The organism is Shewanella sp. LZH-2 (assembly GCF_016859145.1).
In the GTDB taxonomy this organism is placed as follows: Bacteria; Pseudomonadota; Gammaproteobacteria; order Enterobacterales; family Shewanellaceae; genus Shewanella; species Shewanella xiamenensis.
In genome coordinates this window covers 3,946,689-3,964,685 of sequence record NZ_CP069350.1, presented here as the reverse complement: position 1 = coordinate 3,964,685, position 17,997 = coordinate 3,946,689, and the positions used below count along the sequence as shown (strand labels likewise).

At 44.1% G+C, this 17,997-nt stretch carries 17 protein-coding genes; 9 read left to right on the top strand and 8 right to left on the bottom strand.

What is annotated here, in order from left to right; genetic code table 11:
- Positions 1 to 3: 3 nt before the first annotated feature.
- Positions 4 to 1,086: an efflux RND transporter periplasmic adaptor subunit gene (locus JM642_RS17445; protein ID WP_088586155.1), complete on the bottom strand. Its 1,083-nt coding sequence runs from the start codon at positions 1,084 to 1,086 to the stop codon at positions 4 to 6.
- A gap of 128 nt (positions 1,087 to 1,214) precedes the next feature.
- Here JM642_RS17445 and JM642_RS17440 point away from each other — a divergent pair, with 128 nt between their 5' ends.
- Positions 1,215 to 2,204, top strand: a complete 990-nt coding sequence (locus tag JM642_RS17440; RefSeq protein WP_109277898.1) for a LysR family transcriptional regulator — start codon at positions 1,215 to 1,217, stop codon at positions 2,202 to 2,204.
- Here JM642_RS17440 and JM642_RS17435 read toward each other — a convergent pair.
- The gene (locus tag JM642_RS17435; RefSeq protein ID WP_037414232.1) at positions 2,201 to 3,559 is read right to left on the bottom strand and encodes an MATE family efflux transporter; all 1,359 of its coding nucleotides are present in this window, start codon (positions 3,557 to 3,559) and stop codon (positions 2,201 to 2,203) included. The two genes, JM642_RS17440 and JM642_RS17435, sit on opposite strands and share 4 nt — an antisense overlap.
- A 227-nt stretch (positions 3,560 to 3,786) precedes the next feature.
- Here JM642_RS17435 and JM642_RS17430 point away from each other — a divergent pair, with 227 nt between their 5' ends.
- On the top strand, positions 3,787 to 4,077 hold the full coding sequence (locus JM642_RS17430) for a co-chaperone GroES (RefSeq protein ID WP_011071021.1): 291 nt from the start codon (positions 3,787 to 3,789) through the stop codon (positions 4,075 to 4,077).
- Between the two features lie 58 nt (positions 4,078 to 4,135).
- A complete protein-coding gene (gene groL, locus JM642_RS17425) occupies positions 4,136 to 5,773 on the top strand; it encodes a chaperonin GroEL (RefSeq protein WP_037430013.1) in 1,638 nt (545 codons plus the stop codon).
- 236 nt (positions 5,774 to 6,009) lie between these two features.
- Here groL and JM642_RS17420 read toward each other — a convergent pair whose 3' ends face one another.
- The 4 genes from JM642_RS17420 to JM642_RS17405 form a co-directional block, all read right to left on the bottom strand.
- Positions 6,010 to 7,770 carry an ATP-binding protein gene (locus JM642_RS17420; protein WP_037430010.1) on the bottom strand — a complete coding sequence of 587 codons (1,761 nt, stop codon included), beginning with the start codon at positions 7,768 to 7,770 and terminating at the stop codon, positions 6,010 to 6,012.
- Positions 7,767 to 8,246, bottom strand: a complete 480-nt coding sequence (locus JM642_RS17415) for a hypothetical protein (protein ID WP_037430007.1) — start codon at positions 8,244 to 8,246, stop codon at positions 7,767 to 7,769. The genes JM642_RS17420 and JM642_RS17415 overlap by 4 nt, the downstream gene beginning before the upstream one ends.
- The gene (locus tag JM642_RS17410) at positions 8,243 to 9,415 is read right to left on the bottom strand and encodes a dsDNA nuclease domain-containing protein (protein WP_037430005.1); all 1,173 of its coding nucleotides are present in this window, start codon (positions 9,413 to 9,415) and stop codon (positions 8,243 to 8,245) included. Before JM642_RS17410 ends, JM642_RS17415 begins: the two co-directional genes overlap by 4 nt.
- Before the next feature lie 108 nt (positions 9,416 to 9,523).
- Positions 9,524 to 10,330 (bottom strand): NYN domain-containing protein, encoded by an 807-nt coding sequence (locus JM642_RS17405; protein WP_037430001.1) that lies wholly within the window; start codon positions 10,328 to 10,330, stop codon positions 9,524 to 9,526.
- Positions 10,331 to 11,443: 1,113 nt separating this feature from the next.
- On the opposite strand from JM642_RS17405, the gene JM642_RS17400 reads away from it, so the two are divergent.
- The 5 genes from JM642_RS17400 to JM642_RS17380 all read left to right on the top strand — a co-directional run bounded on the left by JM642_RS17400 (position 11,444) and on the right by JM642_RS17380 (position 14,260).
- Complete coding sequence (locus tag JM642_RS17400) at positions 11,444 to 11,746, top strand: cytochrome c (RefSeq protein WP_037429997.1); 303 nt, start codon at positions 11,444 to 11,446, stop codon at positions 11,744 to 11,746.
- Between the two features lies 1 nt (position 11,747).
- Positions 11,748 to 12,974, top strand: coding sequence for a sulfite oxidase (locus tag JM642_RS17395; RefSeq protein ID WP_037429995.1), 1,227 nt, complete (start codon positions 11,748 to 11,750; stop codon positions 12,972 to 12,974).
- A 26-nt stretch (positions 12,975 to 13,000) separates the two neighbouring features.
- Positions 13,001 to 13,357 (top strand): cytochrome C, encoded by a 357-nt coding sequence (locus JM642_RS17390; RefSeq protein WP_231640339.1) that lies wholly within the window; start codon positions 13,001 to 13,003, stop codon positions 13,355 to 13,357.
- Complete coding sequence (locus tag JM642_RS17385; protein WP_037429989.1) at positions 13,354 to 13,689, top strand: c-type cytochrome; 336 nt, start codon at positions 13,354 to 13,356, stop codon at positions 13,687 to 13,689. The genes JM642_RS17390 and JM642_RS17385 overlap by 4 nt, the downstream gene beginning before the upstream one ends.
- Positions 13,690 to 13,789: 100 nt before the next feature.
- Positions 13,790 to 14,260 carry a hypothetical protein gene (locus JM642_RS17380; RefSeq protein WP_239000518.1) on the top strand — a complete coding sequence of 157 codons (471 nt, stop codon included), beginning with the start codon at positions 13,790 to 13,792 and terminating at the stop codon, positions 14,258 to 14,260.
- A 140-nt stretch (positions 14,261 to 14,400) separates the two neighbouring features.
- Here JM642_RS17380 and JM642_RS17375 read toward each other — a convergent pair whose 3' ends face one another.
- Positions 14,401 to 16,644 (bottom strand): TonB-dependent hemoglobin/transferrin/lactoferrin family receptor, encoded by a 2,244-nt coding sequence (locus JM642_RS17375; protein ID WP_203432243.1) that lies wholly within the window; start codon positions 16,642 to 16,644, stop codon positions 14,401 to 14,403.
- 190 nt (positions 16,645 to 16,834) lie between these two features.
- Between JM642_RS17375 and JM642_RS17370 the strand changes: the two genes are divergently transcribed.
- Positions 16,835 to 17,239 carry a carboxymuconolactone decarboxylase family protein gene (locus JM642_RS17370; RefSeq protein ID WP_037429985.1) on the top strand — a complete coding sequence of 135 codons (405 nt, stop codon included), beginning with the start codon at positions 16,835 to 16,837 and terminating at the stop codon, positions 17,237 to 17,239.
- 193 nt (positions 17,240 to 17,432) lie between these two features.
- Here JM642_RS17370 and JM642_RS17365 read toward each other — a convergent pair whose 3' ends face one another.
- Positions 17,433 to 17,933, bottom strand: a complete 501-nt coding sequence (locus JM642_RS17365; RefSeq protein ID WP_203432242.1) for a hypothetical protein — start codon at positions 17,931 to 17,933, stop codon at positions 17,433 to 17,435.
- Between the last annotated feature and the right edge of the window lie 64 nt (positions 17,934 to 17,997).

Here is a 17,997-nt window from a genome sequence, read left to right as displayed (position 1 = left end):
GGATTAAACTCCGCGCTGCCAGCGTAGTGGTTTGACTTTCATCCCGTCGGATAATTGGGATACACCTGCACTGACAATTAAATCGCCATTATTAATACCGCCAAGCACTTCAACCCCTTCACTGGTGACTCGGCCTAAGGTGACAGCAGCGGGTTTCACTTCGCCCGATTGCGTTTGATAGACCCACACTTGGACGCGGCCATCCTGATCGCGTTTATCGATAGCGGTGACTGGCACTATGGCCGATGCTGCTTGGTCTGGGCTTTTCATTAAGGCCAGGGTTAATTCAGCGCTCATCCCTGGAAGTAATTGAATATCCTTGGGTTGTGGTAGCGAAAACACCACTTCATAGGCCTGAGTGCCGGGTGTAACTTGGGTGGAGTACTCCTTGAATTTCGCATCAAACTCCATGCCTGCTAATGCACTAAAACGCACTTTAGCGACAAACTTTTGCTGCTGGATATAAGTGTTTAAACCAGCGGCCATCGACTCGGGTACTTGGATACTTACATCGAGCAAATGGTTGTTTTGTAGGGTTAATATTCCTTGATTAGCCTGCACAATTTGGTGGTTATCCACTAAACGTTTGGCCACTGTGCCACTAAAAGGGGCGATAAGCTTGGTATAACTTAACTGGTCACGGGCGGCGGCTAAGGCGGCTTTGGCCGATTTAAGCTGTGCTTGGGCGCTATCAAACTCGGCTTGGGAGATTAATTTACGCTTTAGGAGTTCGGTTTTACGCTGAAAATCCGCCGCTAACAGTTCATGGTCTGCTTCGCGGGTCATTAAATTGTTATAGGCATCCCTGTCGTCCAGTTTAGCCAATAGGCTACCTTGGTTAACACTTTGCCCTTCTACCAGCGCCAACTCTGTAAGTTGCCCAGAAATGCGAAATGACAATTCTGCGCGACTATTGGCGCTCACCCGCGCGGGGAAGGTTCTAAAATCTCCGCCCTCGAGTTTGGCAACCTCAAACAGTTTTACGGGTCTGATGACACTCGCCTGTACCGAGCTTTCCGCTGGCGTGCAGGCTGTAAGCAGGGCTGGCAATAACGCCGCCAAGGGAATAAGTCGATAAGCTTTCATGGTGGAGAGTCCTCAATAACAATTTATCAGCATTTCAGGGGCGCGAAGATATCAGCTAAAGTTGTTGCAATAAACGGGATACTTTGGGATTATCAATCCCACATAATGAGATTGATATTAAGTTAAAAATGAAGACAGAGGACCTCGCGTTATTTCACCGAATCGCTGAAACCGGCAGTTTGATTGAAGCGGCGGATTTGCTTAACTTACCAAAATCGACCGTGAGTCGGCGTTTACAGGCATTGGAAGATGAGCTGAATATCAAGCTATTCCACCGACAGAGCCGCTCGATGACGCTGACCTCGGCGGGAAGCCATTTTTACCAACGTTCACAGAATATCTTGGCGCAGCTCGATGAAACTCTGTTTGAGATGACTAACGAAGATGCTGAGATCAGTGGCCATCTCCGCATTCAAATGTTTCCTATCCACAGTATGAATGTGTTGATGCAAGCCATTTTTCGTTTTATGGATCTGCATCCCAAGCTCACGGTTGAAGTGATTAGTAGCGCAGAATCCGTTGATATGGTTAAGAATAATCTCGATGTAGCCTTTGTGGTCGAACCCGCATTAGATACCTTAGATTTAGTGGTGCGGCCGATATTCACCACGGATTTGCGTTTTTATGCTAGTCCCCAATACCTAGTGCAACATGGTATGCCGCAGACTCCACAGGAGATTGAGTCCCATAATGTGGCCTTATTTAGGCTCTCAAATGGCAAGATCTTTAATGAGTTATGGATTGGTGCCGAACAGGAAGTTCGGGTTCGGGGGAATTTCTGCTCCAACAGTGTCGAGGTGGCGGTAGAGTTTGCCCTGCAAGGGCGCGGCATTGTGTATGCGCCTGCGGAAGTGGTGGCTGATTTTGTGGCTTCAGGGCAGCTAATTACCCTGTTACCTGAGATAGAGTCCCATCCCGGCGAATGCTATTTAGCCTATCCATCAAGACGTTATGTAAGCTTAGCCAGCAGACGCTTTATCGACTTTATTATTAAAGAACTGGCGCCGAAAGGTGTACCAACTAATCTCAGCACGCAAAGTGTGCGCCGAGTTTGTAAGGCATCGGAGGAGCCCTTCCCACCCAATGATGTGCGTTTTAGCCTAAAAAGCACAACCTAAATCGCGTCGGCGGTCGTGACCTTGGTCGGCTCGCAAATCCGCTGCGCTAAGTAATAACAGGCAATCCCCATCAAGAGGTTGGTGATGGGGAGCGCGAGTAATAAGCCTTTTACGCCATCAATATAAGATCCCAGCGCCGCCAGTGGCAGCATCAATAGCACTAAGCGGCACAGGTTAATCACTAACGAACTCATCGGCCTATGGTAGGCATTAAGCGCCGTGGCAAAGATAATCACAATTCCCAGCGGGCCATAGGCGCAGGGTAGCACCAGAATATAAAAACTTAACCACTCTAGCACCTGCGGATCGGTACTAAATAAATTCGCGAGTGGCTGGGCCAAAAACGCCAGCGGAATATAGAGTAAGGTTTGGAATACAAAGATAAATTTAAGCGATAGCAGCAAAGCCTGCTTCGCCCTTTGGGGTTGGCCAGCACCGAGATTTTGCGCGATAAACGGCATGAGGCTCGATGATAATGCCATCACCACAATCAACAGTACCGACTCTAAGCGCGTACCCGCACCAAACGCTGCCACCGCGCTATGGTCGATATGGGCCAGCATCGCCATAATCACCGCATTGGCGAGCGGATTGATTAAATTCATCAGGGCCGCAGGCTGGGCAATATGGGCAAGTTTACTCCAGTTGGCACGCATTCTATCGATATCAAATACCGCCCGCTCAAGCATTCGCCGCTTGATGATCAGCAAATAACCCGAGAGCGACAATGCGACAAGCCATGAGAACAGGGTGGCAATCGCTGCGCCTTGGATCTCTAAACGCGGAAAAGGCCCAATACCGAAGATAAGCAAAGGATCGAGGATTAAGTTAATCAGCGCCGCCAGCATCATAATCATCGCTGGTGAGCGAGTGTCGCCCGTGGAGCGTAAGCCTTGGTTGCCCACCATCAATAACACCAACAGCGGCGCGCCCACATACCAATACATCATATAGTCATGAATGAGTGGCAAGCTGGTTTCATTGGCGCCAAGTAAACTAAACAGTGGCTCGATAAAAATACTACCTAGAGCGGATAAACTGGCGATAAGGATAAAGGTCAGCAGCAGCGCATCGTGCAAAAATACCTTAGCTCGTGGCGCATTACCCGAGCCAATCAGCCTGCCAAGGTTAGTGGAAACGCCTGCACCAATCCCAATAGCAATGCTGGAAATAATTAACGTTACTGGAAAGGTAAAACTGATTGCAGCTAAAGGCTCTGTCCCTAATTGGCTGATAAAAAAAGTATCAGCGAGGCTAAAACCTAGAATGGTCATAATGCCAATCAAGTTAGGGAGGCTCATGTTGAGCAGTACACGACCAATTGGCGCGCTAAGCAGCCCGTGTCTGTCTTTCATGGGGAAAATAGTGCCTTGTTTGCGAGCGGAGGCGAGATTCTAGCAGGATTGTGCCCGCTTGAAAAAACCGACATCAAAAATTTGAATTTTTTTTTGTAAAGGCACTTGGATCTGGCAGGGGTTAACCCCATATCACACACATCAAAGGGGAAGGCGGAAAGGCCTCCTCTTTTTCATCACAAAATCGCCTCGATTGTTGGGCATTAAATCATTAGGAGAGTTCATAGATGAATATTCGTCCATTACATGACCGCGTAATCGTTAAGCGTTTAGAAGTTGAATCAACTTCTGCGGGTGGCATTGTATTAACAGGCAGCGCCGCCGAAAAATCGACTCGCGGGGAAGTCCTTGCAGTAGGTAATGGCCGTATTTTAGAAAACGGCACTGTAAGACCTCTGGATGTGAAAGTGGGTGATGTAGTGATCTTCAATGAAGGTTACGGTGTTAAGAAAGAAAAAATCGACGGTCAAGAAGTCTTGATCCTGTCGGAAGCTGACCTGATGGCCATCGTAGGTTAATCCACGACATCAATTCGACATTCCAATTAATCATTAAAAATGTAAAGGATATTCAATTATGGCAGCTAAAGAAGTTGTATTTGGTAACGACGCACGCGTAAAAATGCTGGCTGGTGTAAACATTCTGGCTAACGCAGTTAAAGTGACCTTAGGCCCTAAAGGCCGTAACGTGGTATTAGACAAGAGCTTTGGCTCACCACTGATCACTAAAGACGGTGTGTCTGTTGCAAAAGAAATCGAATTAGAAGACAAATTCGAAAACATGGGCGCGCAAATGGTGAAAGAAGTTGCTTCTAAAGCCAACGACGCCGCCGGTGACGGTACCACTACTGCAACTGTTCTGGCACAAGCCATTGTCACTGAAGGCTTAAAAGCCGTTGCAGCGGGTATGAACCCAATGGACTTAAAGCGCGGTATCGATAAAGCCGTGATTGCCGCCGTTGCTGAACTGAAAAACCTTTCTCAAGATTGCGCTGACTCAAAAGCGATCGCTCAAGTTGGTACTATCTCTGCAAACTCTGACGAGTCAATCGGCCAAATCATTGCCACAGCAATGGAAAAAGTCGGTAAAGAAGGCGTGATCACAGTCGAAGAAGGCCAAGCGTTAGAAAACGAACTGGACGTAGTAGAAGGTATGCAGTTCGACCGTGGTTACCTGTCTCCATACTTCATCAACAAGCCAGAAACCGGCAGCGTTGAATTAGATCACCCATTCGTACTGTTAGTTGACAAGAAAATCTCTAACATTCGCGAACTGTTACCTATCCTTGAAGGTCTGGCAAAAACTGGTAAGCCATTACTGATCGTTGCCGAAGATGTTGAAGGCGAAGCCTTAGCTACGCTAGTTGTTAACAACATGCGCGGTATCGTGAAAGTGGCAGCGGTTAAAGCCCCAGGCTTTGGTGACCGTCGTAAAGCCATGCTGCAAGACGTAGCGATTTTAACTGGCGGTACTGTTATCGCTGAAGAAATCGGCCTAGAGCTTGAAAAAGCAACCCTAGAAGATTTAGGTACTGCTAAGCGTGTTGTGATCACTAAAGACAACACCACCATCATCGATGGTAACGGTGAACAAGCGCAAATCGAAGCGCGCGTTAGCCAAATCAAGCAACAAATCGAAGAATCAACTTCAGACTACGACAAAGAAAAACTGCAAGAGCGTATGGCTAAATTAGCTGGCGGTGTTGCGGTAATTAAAGTCGGTGCAGCGACTGAAGTTGAAATGAAAGAGAAAAAAGCTCGCGTAGAAGACGCACTGCACGCAACCCGTGCTGCGGTTGAAGAAGGTGTGGTTCCAGGCGGCGGTGTTGCTCTGGTACGTGTAGCTTCTAAGATTGCTGACGTTGAAGTCGCTAACGAAGACCAAAAACACGGTGTGGTTATTGCCCTACGTGCAATGGAAGCGCCACTACGTCAAATCGCGACCAACGCAGGTGAAGAAGCCTCTGTTGTGGCTAACAACGTGAAAAACGGCAGCGGTAACTACGGTTACAACGCGGGCAACGACACCTACGGTGACATGTTAGAAATGGGTATCCTTGACCCAACTAAAGTAACCCGTAGCGCACTGCAATTCGCAGCGTCTATCGCAGGCCTGATGATCACCACCGAAGCAATGGTAGCTGAGCTGCCAAAGTCTGATGCGCCAGATATGGGCGGTATGGGTGGGATGGGCGGAATGGGCGGCATGATGTAATTTTTGCTGGTTTAAATCGGTGATTACGGCGTTGCTGCTCGCTCACATACAAACAACGTATGCTACGCTCACAGCGCCTTGTACTAACACGATTTATCCTGCGCAAAAAGCATCTGTGGTCTTTAGCTTAATCGCTTAAAACCCAACTTCTTGTAAATGAAAACCCCGATACTGGTAACAGTATCGGGGTTTTGTTTTTTAGATTGGTGGCAGTGCTTTAGGCTGCCCATATTGCTTTAATTTAGCTGTCTTAAAAACATAAGTTGTTCACTACCTTTGTGTATTGGATTCCATTCAATGTCATCCATATCACCCAAATAGCGATACTCAGTAGTTGAGAAAACAACTTGAATACCATGTTTTTGGCAAAGTAATTTCAATTGAAGTATATATTTATTAAGGTCATCATTGTGTATTTCATGTTGCTTAGGCGTATCAAGTATTAATACTTTAAAGCTAAGTAATGAATTTATTGCCATTAACTCAATAAGTGCAGCATGGTATGCAAGAACTGCACGAATTTTAGTACTACCTTTCAACTGGGATACTTGTTCAGTACCTAGTACAGGAATGAAATCGTCTTTAAATGTGATATCAAAGCTAATATTTGTAGTGTGAATTACATTAAGCCATTTTATAAATAGTTCTCTTAGTTGAGATTTTATTTTCAAAATAGATGGAATGGATTCTCTATTGGGGGTATAAGACTGATATTTTTCTAGAGCTATATCTCTTTGTTTTAGAATATCTATATGAGTATTTTCTATTTTTATAAGTGAGTCAAGTTCATCTTTCTGGCTCTGCAGTGAAAAAATTTTATTTTTAATTTCTGAAATAGAATCAACTAACGCAGAAATTTCTGATTTTATAGTGTATTTGTTTCTTTCTTCAATAATACCTTGTACAACAGTCTCTAGTTGAGTTTTCTGTAATTTAAGTCTGTCTAGTTTTTCTTTATCTGCATCAGCATTTCGTTGTAGATCTTTAATTTGGTCTTTTAGATAAAGTAAGTTTTTACTATAAGAGTCAGAGCTAGATGAAAATAATCTGCATGAACTAGAACCACAAATTTCATTAAATGATTGGAATACTCTTCTAGCTTCTTCATTTAAGTTTAATGTTTCAATTTCCACATTTATTTCATGAACAATATTATTAATTCCTAGAGTTCGACTTTCAATTTCATAAATTTCATCTACCAGTCTACGAATCTCTTTTCTATTACTATTTACTAATCTATCAAGAGCTAGTAAGGAATCATCATGTGTTGCTCCTGAGGATTTTAAAGCTTCTATTTCTTGTTCAAGACTAGATATCTCGTGCAATATCTCATTATAGTTTTTAGATATTGAGTTGGCAGATTGTGTAGCAAATTTGAGCTTCAAAGCAGATGTGTTGACTCGTTTGTCTAACAATTCAAGCTGCTGCTTGGCTAAAAGCTGCGATTTCTTCATATCAAACGAGTTTTTAACTGGGAGCTTCAAGATCATTCTCATGATTTCAGAGAACTGATCTCTTATAAAATTATTTGGAGCATGATAAAGCTTAGAATAACCGTCATCTTGATCAAGATAATAAATAGGCAAGAAAGAAGCTATATATGCATAAGTAGCTGAACTATTGTTTGATACTAAAGTTGCTGTTTTTATTCCTAGTTTTTCAAATATAAATGAAGAGTAATCTTTTTCATTGTAAAAATTTGATTTTCGACCTTTACTATCAATTACTTCAATATCAACATCTCTATTATAGACTCGCTTTATATTGATTTTTTCATCATGGCACTCAACATTAAGTTCAACATGACTACAATGATTGTAGATATCATTTCTGAAAACGGACGGAAACCCTAGGCAGTATGCAATTGACTGTACTAACGGTGTCTTGCCACACCCGTTAGGGCCGTAAAGTTGAGTGATATGATCACCGAAAAAAAGCTTGTCAGATTCCCATCCATTTTTATTTATTGGAAATATCTTAATGTCTAGTAGTTTCATTCTAGTTCCAAATCTAGCTGTTTTGATATACAAATATTTCTGTATGAATTAGCAATTCTAGATAAGTTATATGATAGATCGCTATCATTGCTCATTGCTTTTGAGATAACTTTTTTACCTAGTTCAGTGACAAAAACTCTATTGGTTGACTTTTCTACTCCAATTAAATTTGTCAATTCTAAATAGCTTAAAGCTTTTACTGTACGTATTCTTAAGTTTGCAGACCAACCGATATGCTGAGCGGAACCTTTAAAACCGGGGAGACTCAACTCAATACTTTCACCAACTAATTGCCCTATTTCAGAAACAAGAGGTTTGCGTTTGTCCTTTGCTAATAATAAAATTATTATACTTATTAGTGGAAGTTGAAAAAGAGCTTCATTACTTAGAAGCTGAGAATAATGGTTATTTTTTTTCTTTGTATTAATATATATGGTTTTATTCGATATACTATCAAAAAAATCATCAAAATTCATGACTTCATCCTAACAATTTCTGATAATAGTGCCCCGAATAATAGTTCCTTATTCAAGTCAAATAATAAATCGGACTGATTGAGTTCGTCGTATAATTTAGTTACCAATTTCTTTAAGTCCTTAAGATTAATAGATGTTTCATTTTTGTATAAATGAAGTAGTGCAGATTGAACTTCAATGAAAATTGAATGAAGGTCAAACTCTGGAATTGTATGTCTATTGTTTCTAACCCAAAGATCCCAACTTGTTTTAGATTTACTGCAGTATTCAATCTGTAACTCACTTGCACCGCTAGACTCTAAAAGCCTTTGAATAATTGATGCATTTTTGATTGCTTTATCATCACCGCCTTCAACTAAAATATCATACGCACTCTTAGAAATACTCATGATTGATAATAAGTCATCAATTGATACTGCTGCTTTATTTTCAATTGATTCCGCAGTAAGCTCATGGATGGTACCTGATGATTTTCGCTCTATGAGTTCCAAAAGCTTCATGATGATCATTTTTGATTCAGTGTATTTTAATTCTATCTCACTGAACCTGTAAATTTTGTCTCTAGTAAGGCTTTCAAATGTATCATCATTTAATTTTAAATATTGAACATCAGTTTCAAACTTTATCTTTGAAAGTTTCTTTTTTATATCTTCTTCAGATATGTCAGAACTGCAGTTTTCTTTGTATATCTCTTTGAATTGTTGTAGTAATATTTGTGTAAATTTATTTTCAAACTTACCTTCATTAACGTCTTTATATAAATTTTCTACATCATCATGAGTATTGATGTTGGTCTGGAAAACAATTGAATTACAGTAAATGTCGAAAACTATCGTATGGAGCAACATTTTTCCTATGAAGCTTTCTTTTATTTTTTCTGGTTCTTGATTATTTATTTTGTTTTTTTGTGTTAACAGGCCAAATAGTTCATTGATAGTCCAGTTGTGATTTTGTTTTGAATTAGTTTTTACTTGATAAAAAATGTAACCAACTCCATTTTCCCCTATTTTCCTAACGACAAAGTCATCATGAAGATCGCAGTACACTCTATCAACTCCATCTTTGTCTAAAATTGATAATGATGCGATTGCGGCGGCTTTAGCTTGGGCTTTAAACCTACTAAATGAATCTCTACCATTTTGTTCTCTAGGACTAACTTTATGAAGCATTGAATCACCATATTATCTTTAATAATATATCGATATAAATTTTTTGTTATGTAGATTAGCAATTGCAAATTTATGATTGTGTCTTTGTAATCTGTAACTTAGCCTGTCTTATTTCCCATTCTTCTTTGCTCGTTTGATATCTCTTACCCATAGTACTGAGCCGTGGGTTTTACGCATTTCGAAGAGATCGATTGCGGCAAAGAGATCGCTGAGTTTTTTAAATCCGTAGTTTCGTTGATCGAATGAGCTATGATTGGAAATATGTGAACCAATTGGACCGAGTTGCGCCCAGCCATCTTCCTCTTCGGTTGCTTCTATGGCTTGGCGCAAAAGGTTGATCAGTTTGGTGTCACTTTTTAAATTGCATTTTTGTGGTGTCGCGGATTTGGGCTGAGTTTGCTCGGCTTTACTGACTGAGTCTGGTGCTGTTGGTGGAGGCTGAGTGATTTCTGATATCACTTCAATTTCTTCTGCGACAACTACTGGTTCAGCATCGAGGTAGAGGAAGCGAGAGCAGCTATTCACGAAAGCGGCTGGTGCTTTACGTTCACCGAAACCAAAAACGGTTTTACCATCGGCTAAGGCTCTGGTCACAAGGGGAGTAAAGTCGCAATCCGAAGAGATTAAGCAAATGATGTCTATATCCTTTGTGTAAAGAATATCCATAGCATCAATTACTAAAGCGATATCGCTGGCATTTTTACCCTTAGTTAAATCGAATTGTTGAATAGGCTGAATGGCATATTCATGCAGGATATCTTCCCATGGCTTTAGGTTCGGGCTTTTCCAATTGCCATAGGCCTTTCGAATACTGATGAGACCGTGTTTTGCAAGCTCAGCGAGTACCACATCAAACTTTCTGGCTGGCGCATTATCGGCATCAATGAACACCGCAATTTTTTCTTTATTCTGCATGTGGGTTCCAACGAATGGAGTTGTTTTACTCGTTATAAGCACGGAGGTTGGTTTTAGCTTTGGGGTTAGTGGCGGTGCTTTTATCCGAATCTGTAAGCACGCTACCGCCCATGGCACTTGCTACCAGACAGCAAATACAGATAATAAATTTAAGAAAAACAATCATAAAGCTATCAGCTTGTGGTTGGTGAAACCTTAAACTGAATCACAATTGGTTCAGAGGGGGAGCATCTTTAAGGAGAGGTATAGAATGCTTGTCCTTGCCTTGTTCGCTTTGTCGAGCGGATCTTCCCTGACTCATTTTATCGCCATTTTAATCAACGAATTTATCGTTAACACTAAATAGGCATTGATTAAGTAACATCTTAAGCATTGTTTATTAATCAAAATTTAACTTAGCGTACAGCATATGATGAACAGCGGCAATAGTGACCTGTTGCCAAGGAAAAGTTATCTCTTGGATTTTAAACGAGCCCCGATTGTTAATTTTCTAAAGATATAGAAGGAATCACTCTGCTAGTTTTGCATTAGCCCAAAATGGAACATTCATTTGTTTTTCAGTAAATCGCAGACAACACCAAAGTGACAGAAGTTCACGAGTGTCTGACGCGATAGCATAAGAACGCTTACTCCGTTAGGGGCGTCTTGGAGCATCCAAGGGCGAAGGCCAACGGCCGTTTTGAGCGCGAGATAGGGATATCGAGCTGGTAGTTTAACATGGACGTTTTTGATAGGACGAGCAGTCCTCCTTGGTCGACTCTTTATTAAAAAATCAGGGGGTGAAGCCCCACGATCTTGATTCACCTTGGCCGTAAGGCACAATAACTGTGCAACTACATAAACAAGTGTGGAGTGAAACCCCACGACGTTAATCCAAACAAAGTTTGGATAATCCACCTTGATTCTCCTTGGCCATAAGGCTACAAACCATCTTCCTTTTCTAATCAATGGTTTGCAATTTTACTGCTTGCTAATGCAAGTCACTTCTCTTGAGCTTTTGACTCAATTGTATTGAATGTAAACCTCGATAAGCATTGATGTAACTTAATGTTATCTGAATGGCTACGTTCAATGACAGTCGTCGTGATGAACACTAACTGAAGAGAATAACGGATGTTGCTGCGAGTGATTTATTCGGCGGGTGTGCTGATGCTTTTGTTGCCGGCGGTCACCCACGCCGATGAGAGCAATAAATTATTGAATATGTGCAAGGCCTGCCATGGCGAGTCTGGCATGAGTCGTTTTGAACATATTCCGAATATCGGATGGCAAAACTCGGATTATCTGTTGAAGCAGCTTCGAGCCTTTAAGGCTGGCACGCGTCAAGACCCCACTATGACTAAAGTCGCTCAGTTGTTGAGTGAGGCTGATATGCAGCAGATGGCGGAATACTTTTACCTCGGAAAGGACAAATAGCATGGATCTTAATCGTCGAGTTTTTATAAAAGGTGCGGTAGCGACGTCGGTGTTATCCGCGCTGCCGGTTAAGTGGGTATTTGCTGATAAGCTGCCTGCTGGGGTGAGTGCTTTGGATATTTCGGCATTAACCTGGACTAAGGCTGAGGACTTACCGAGTTATTTCAAAGTATTAAACACTAATCCGCTGAATGCTTATCCGCCAGAGCATATGCTTGCGCCTGCGGTGACGCCTGCCGATGTTTCGTTTATCCGCTGGAATGGCATAGTGCCTGATTTTAAGACGCTGGATGCTAAAACTTGGACTTTTACAGTGGATGGCGAGTCGGTTATCACCCCTAAAACCTACACCATTGATGAGTTAAAGCGCCGCTTTAAACATCACACCTTACAGCTATTGATTGAATGTGGCGGTAATAGTCGCGCGGGCTTTTTCCCGAGTACTAAGGGCAATCAGTGGAATAACTCGGCGGTATTTTGTTCCGAGTGGACAGGGGTGTTGGTGAGCGATGTGCTGAAGGATTGTGGTGTTAAAGCCGATGCGGTTTACACCGGCCACCACGGGGCTGATGTGCATTTGAGCGGAAAAGGTGAGGCCATTTCCCGCGGTGTTCCTATCAAGGCTGCGCTCGAAGAACTTGGGTTAATCGCATGGTCGATGAATGGTGAGGATATTCCTTACCTGCATGGTTATCCCCTACGTATCGTATTTGGTGGCCGGCCGGGATCGGTTTCGCAAAAAGCGGCAACGGGGATCAGTGTGCGTAATAAAGTCCACGACGGGCATAAAATGGAAGCGCCAGCGTATCAAGTACCTAAATATCCCATTGCACCCGGTGAGACGGTTGCTGAAAAAGACTATCGAATTATTGAAGAAATGATCGTGAAGTCTTTGATCACTCAACCGCAATCCGGCACTGAACTGGCTCAAGGGCAAAAACTAACGGTTGCGGGCCATGCGTGGGCAGGCGTGCGCGAAGTGGTGAAGGTGGAAGTGAGTTACGATTATGGCACCCGTTGGTTTGTCGCGGAGCTACAAAAACCGAAAAACGCCACCGCATGGCAGCAATGGAGCATTGAGTTGCAGCTGCCAACACAGGGCTATTACGAAATCTGGGCCAAAGCGACCGATAGCGAAGGTGATAGCCAACCGGTTGTACAGCCACAATGGAACCCTAAGGGATATATGTTTAATGGTTGCCACCGTATTGCCGTTAGGGTGGTGTGATGAGAGCGTATGTCAATAAGCTGATCATGTGTGGGCTGCTTTTCACTGGGGCGTCGTTCGCCACCGAGTATCCCGTGGACCCTCAATCGGGCCTTATTATGGCGCCCGGTTGGGAGTTGGTTAATTATCAATGTAATGCCTGTCACACCAGTATGATTGTTACCCAAAATCGCGGTGATAAAGCCTTTTGGAAAGAAACCTTGCAGTGGATGGTGGATACCCAAGGCTTATGGGACTTGTCGGATACGTGGGAGCCGACGTTGAGCTACCTCAGTACCTATTATGGTCAAGCTGAAATGGATATGACCCTCTTTAGGCGTTTGCCCCTTGACGCAAGCCAGTTACCACCGCCAGCTAAACCTGCCGCTAAGGGATCTCAATGAAAACGTTTATCGTCAGTTTGCTTGTCCTGTGCGGCTTATCCACAGCGGTTTATGCCGAAGGTTATCAAGCCGATATCGAGCGGGGTAAGGCACTGGCCACGGCCCAATGTGAGTCATGCCATGGGCTGGCGATGATCGCCATGGCCAAGCAATTCCCCAATTTAAGGGGGCAAAAACCGGCTTACCTTAATAAGCAGTTAGTCGATTTCAAAGCGGGCTTACGCCTCGATCCGTTAATGCAATCACAGGTCAGTGCATTAACGGCTGAGCAATTACAGGATGTGGCGCTGTTTTATAGTCAGCAAGACATCCCCAACCTCAGTGCAAATTAGTGCGGCTAGCCGTTTGCTTGCTGACAAGAGTAAGTTAAGCGGTTAGCATCATTGCCATCGGCTTATGGCGACGACACGGCTGGAAATGGCGTTGATAGGAGTGGCATTGATAAATCGTAGAAAAATAGCATCTCTTATTGGCGTGCTGGTGTTATTGCCAGCATGGGGATATGCCCAGCAAGCTGAGGTGAGCAAAGCTAATCACTGTCAGCCTGTCAGCGGCTCTGAACAACACTCAGATCAGTGTGAGCATAACGCGGATAATACCGCCTACGATAAATTTGATGGCGTGGTATACCGTGGCGTCATCAATACTAAGCCCGTCACGCTGGAAATTATTGGTCAAGGCAACCAATATCGAATGACCGTTGATGGCCTTGTAACATTTGGGGAGTTGAATACCGAGCGCGGCTTTGAGCAGGATGAAAACGCTTCGCTCTTTATCCTTAACTGGCAACAGCCTGAAGCAGAACAGATAAAGTTTGTGAAATTATCCAAAGACCATTCAGTACTGGTGCGGGTTGATGCCAATGGCCAGCTCGATAACACCGCAACCCTGCATACGCGATAAAATGAGTCATTGTTGTTGCGAGCGCTTGATTACAAATCAGGGGATGAAGCTGCGATTTTGATTGAGTGTATGGCTCAGAGAGATTGCTAAACATTCCCCGATATACACCGGGGAATGCTTAGCAAGTACAACAGCTTAAATTAAAACTGATAATTCACACTCAGGTTGAAATAACGCCCAGGTTGGGTGAAATCATCCTTTTGCAAGTTCATGGTGCTATTGAGCAAGAACACGGATTGGCCAGCCACATCGGCGTAGTCAACATATTCCTTATCAAACAGGTTATACACCCCAGCACGCAGATGTAGATTGTCGGTAACGTGCAGGCCCATGGTTAAGTCAAACACGGCGTAACCGGCGGTGTTGTAGACTTCGTTAAAGCTTTCTTTAGGAATACATTGGCCCATCACGCAAATATCATCGATGGTCAGGTTGATATCGTGGGTGCGGTCCATCTTATCGGCCCAGCGGACCACTGCGCCAATATCGGTTTCCATCCCTCCAATATCGCTATACCAATTCACCCCTAGGTTACCTTTTAGCGGGCTAACGCTGTTAAGGTATTGACCGTTTTCATCGGTTCCATGGGTATAAGCGATATTGCCCCATAGCTCTATGGTATCTGTCAGCCAATGGTTGGCTTGGGCCTCTGCGCCATAGAGGGTCACTTGATCGCGGTTGAAGTACTGGTATTTGAACTCCATGGGCTGCATCACCGGACCAAACACTGGCGGTTTAAAGCTGACATATTGCCAATCAATAAAGTCGACCGCGTGGGTGTAGAAGGTGGTGAGTTCATATTGAGTATCTGCATGATTGCCACGGATACCCAGTTCCCAAGTGTGGGATTGCTCAGACTTTAAGTCATAGTTGGCTTGAATGATCACATCGGTCATCGAGCCGCCATCGACCTCTAACTCACCCCATTTTTGATCGGGCGTAGGCATTTTATAGCCATAGGCATATTGAGCGTAGGCGCTAACTGTGTCGGTAAGTTTATAAACGAGGCCCACTTTGGGTGACCAAAAGGTGTCGCTCATTACCGCAAAGTCGGCGGGATCTTTACCTGCTTCCATCGCTTGTTGTTGGTCGGGGCTGTTACGGAAATAGTCATAACGTAGGCCGCCAATCAGGTTTAAATCCCCATTTAGCAGGGTGATATCGTCCTGCAAAAATAGCCCTAAACGGTTGCTATCGGTATCGGCAAAGGTAAAGGGGGTTTCGGTTTGCCAATCACCGCCGCTGCTAGCGATATTGTTGTTGCGATGGCGCATCATTTTGGACCATTCATAGTCCATACCGTAGGTGAGCTGATGGCCGTATCCCTCAGCGCCTAGGTATTTGCTGAAGGTGCTGGTTATGCCCAGTCGCTGATCTTTAAATTCATAGTCGCGATATTCGGTAAGTGGGCGCGCTGCGGTACGCAAATCAAAATAATCACGGTGTTCGAGTTGCTCCGTTTGGCCAAAATAGGCGGTAACGGTCAAATCATCGTGTAAATACGTGGCTTTATCGGAGCGCAGTTGTAGGGCGCCGTTGATCACTTGGGTATCGCGATCGGTATCAATCCGCTCCTGCGGTACTTGGGCACGATTGAGCTTATCTTCCCAGCGTTCTAGCGTTTGCTCTAGATAGTCGAGGGTGAGTTGCACCGTGGTGTGCTCGTTAAAACGGTATTTGCTCTTGAATAGCAGGCTGTCTTGTAACAGATCGCTTTCAGGCTGAGTATCAAAGTAGTTAGGTAACTCTTCGCCTTTGCGATGCTGATAGGTGAGCAAATTCTCAAAATCGCTATAGGCCGCTGCGCTGGTAAAACCGCCGGAGTATTCGTTATTGATGCCTGTGTAACCCGCATTGAGCGACACATAATAATCTTCACCCCGCAGGTAGTCGCTGGCATCTTTTGTGCGCATCACGACTACGCCACCGAGGGCATCGGAGCCGTACATAGTGGATGCAGCGGCTTTAACTACTTCAATTTGCTTAAGACTTTGCACTTCGGTTAAACCACGGCCTGTGCCTTCAGCACCAGGGCCTAACGGCGAAGCATACTGGTTATTTACCCGTACGCCATCTTTTACCATCATGACTCGGTTGCCGCCGATACCGCGAATGGTTACTGAGGTCGGTTTGCCTGCACCGCCCTTGATATCGACAGCCGATTCGTTACGGAACAGGCTACCAAAGTCATTGCTCATATTACGTTCGATGGCTTGTTCATCTATCACCAAAATAGAGCCTGCCACCTGTTCAATGTTTTGTTCCATACGGGAACCTGAGACCACAATCACTTCTTGAATAAGTGGTTTAGATTGTTCGTCTGCCCAAGCGGGCAATGCACTTGCAACGGCAAGGGCACATAGACTGAGCGGCAATGGTTTCATCAATCACCTTTTTATAAATGAGAATTGTTCTTACCTTGAATATGCGCGATAGCTTATATGGAATTTACCTTGAGGTCAGGTTTTAATTGCCATAATGTGATCGATGCAAAGCCTGTGAATGATGTTTTTAAAGGGAATTATCTATTGAGCCAGTTAACCTTGTCAGAGTGTAGAGTAAAAGGATTGTCAGATGAACGAAGAGCAATATGAAAAAGGGCTTAAGGTGCGCCGCGCTGTGATGGGTGACAGTTTTGTCGATAAGGCCCTTAGCAGCGCAACGGATTTTACCCAGCCATTACAGGCGTTAGTGACTGCCAATTGTTGGGGAGAAGTGTGGTCTCGCGAGGGATTACCGCTGCAAACGCGCAGTTTAATCACCATCGCAACTTTAGCGGCACTAAAAGCGCCTGCTGAGTTAAAAGGCCATGTTCGGGGAGCTTTGCGAAATGGTTGCACAGTTGCAGAAATACAAGAAGTACTCTTACATTCAACCGTTTATTGCGGTATGCCGTCGGGCATTGAAGCCTTTAGAGCGGCAAAGGAAGTAATTGAAGAGTGGCAGGCTGAGCAGGCCAAGGTGTCGGAGCAGTCTTAATGTTAGACCCGTGTGGCATGTATCCTTTGAGCCATCGGGTGTGGAACCATCACCTGATGTGTGCGTACTTAGGATACCTTGCCAGAACGAGGGGATGCTACTCGCTCGATGTTCAATGTTCAATGTTCAATGTTCAATAAGTGTGGCCTGAGTTTTGCCTGTAGCTTGCGGCTCACACTCAGGCCAAGGCTTGTTAGAGTCGTGGATCGGCCGATTGACTCTCTACTTGGCCAATAACAGTGATATCACTCAAGTTTGATAGTTTACCCCACTGCTGAATCGTCATCATGCCGGTGATTTCCTGGGCGGTGAAACTTAAACGTATGCCGTCTTTGCGGTATTCCTGCGGCAGATTTTTAGGCAATATTTTTTGGCCGTTGTCGGCGATAATTCCCCAAAAACCCCCTTCTAAATTGAGATATCTTACAGTGCCTTGCAGCATCATACCTTCTCCTTTAGGTGAAATACTTGGCTTGTTAACACCTTGTTTAGCCGCTTGCTGTTGCTGACTTTCGCGCTTATCCATATTGACCGGATTGATCTCTGCTGTAATTGCTTGAGCCGTGCTTGTTTGTGAACTCGTTTGCTCGGCGGGTTTGTCCATACCTTGTGCATGTTGCGCTTGAGTTTGCTTTTGACAACCCAACAACAATAGGGGCAAGAGAAGTGCAAATAGACGAATAGGTGGGCGCATCTTGATTCCTTTCAATCACTTTTGGTTATGATGGCGTATTGCAACACTCTAGCAAATATTGTCC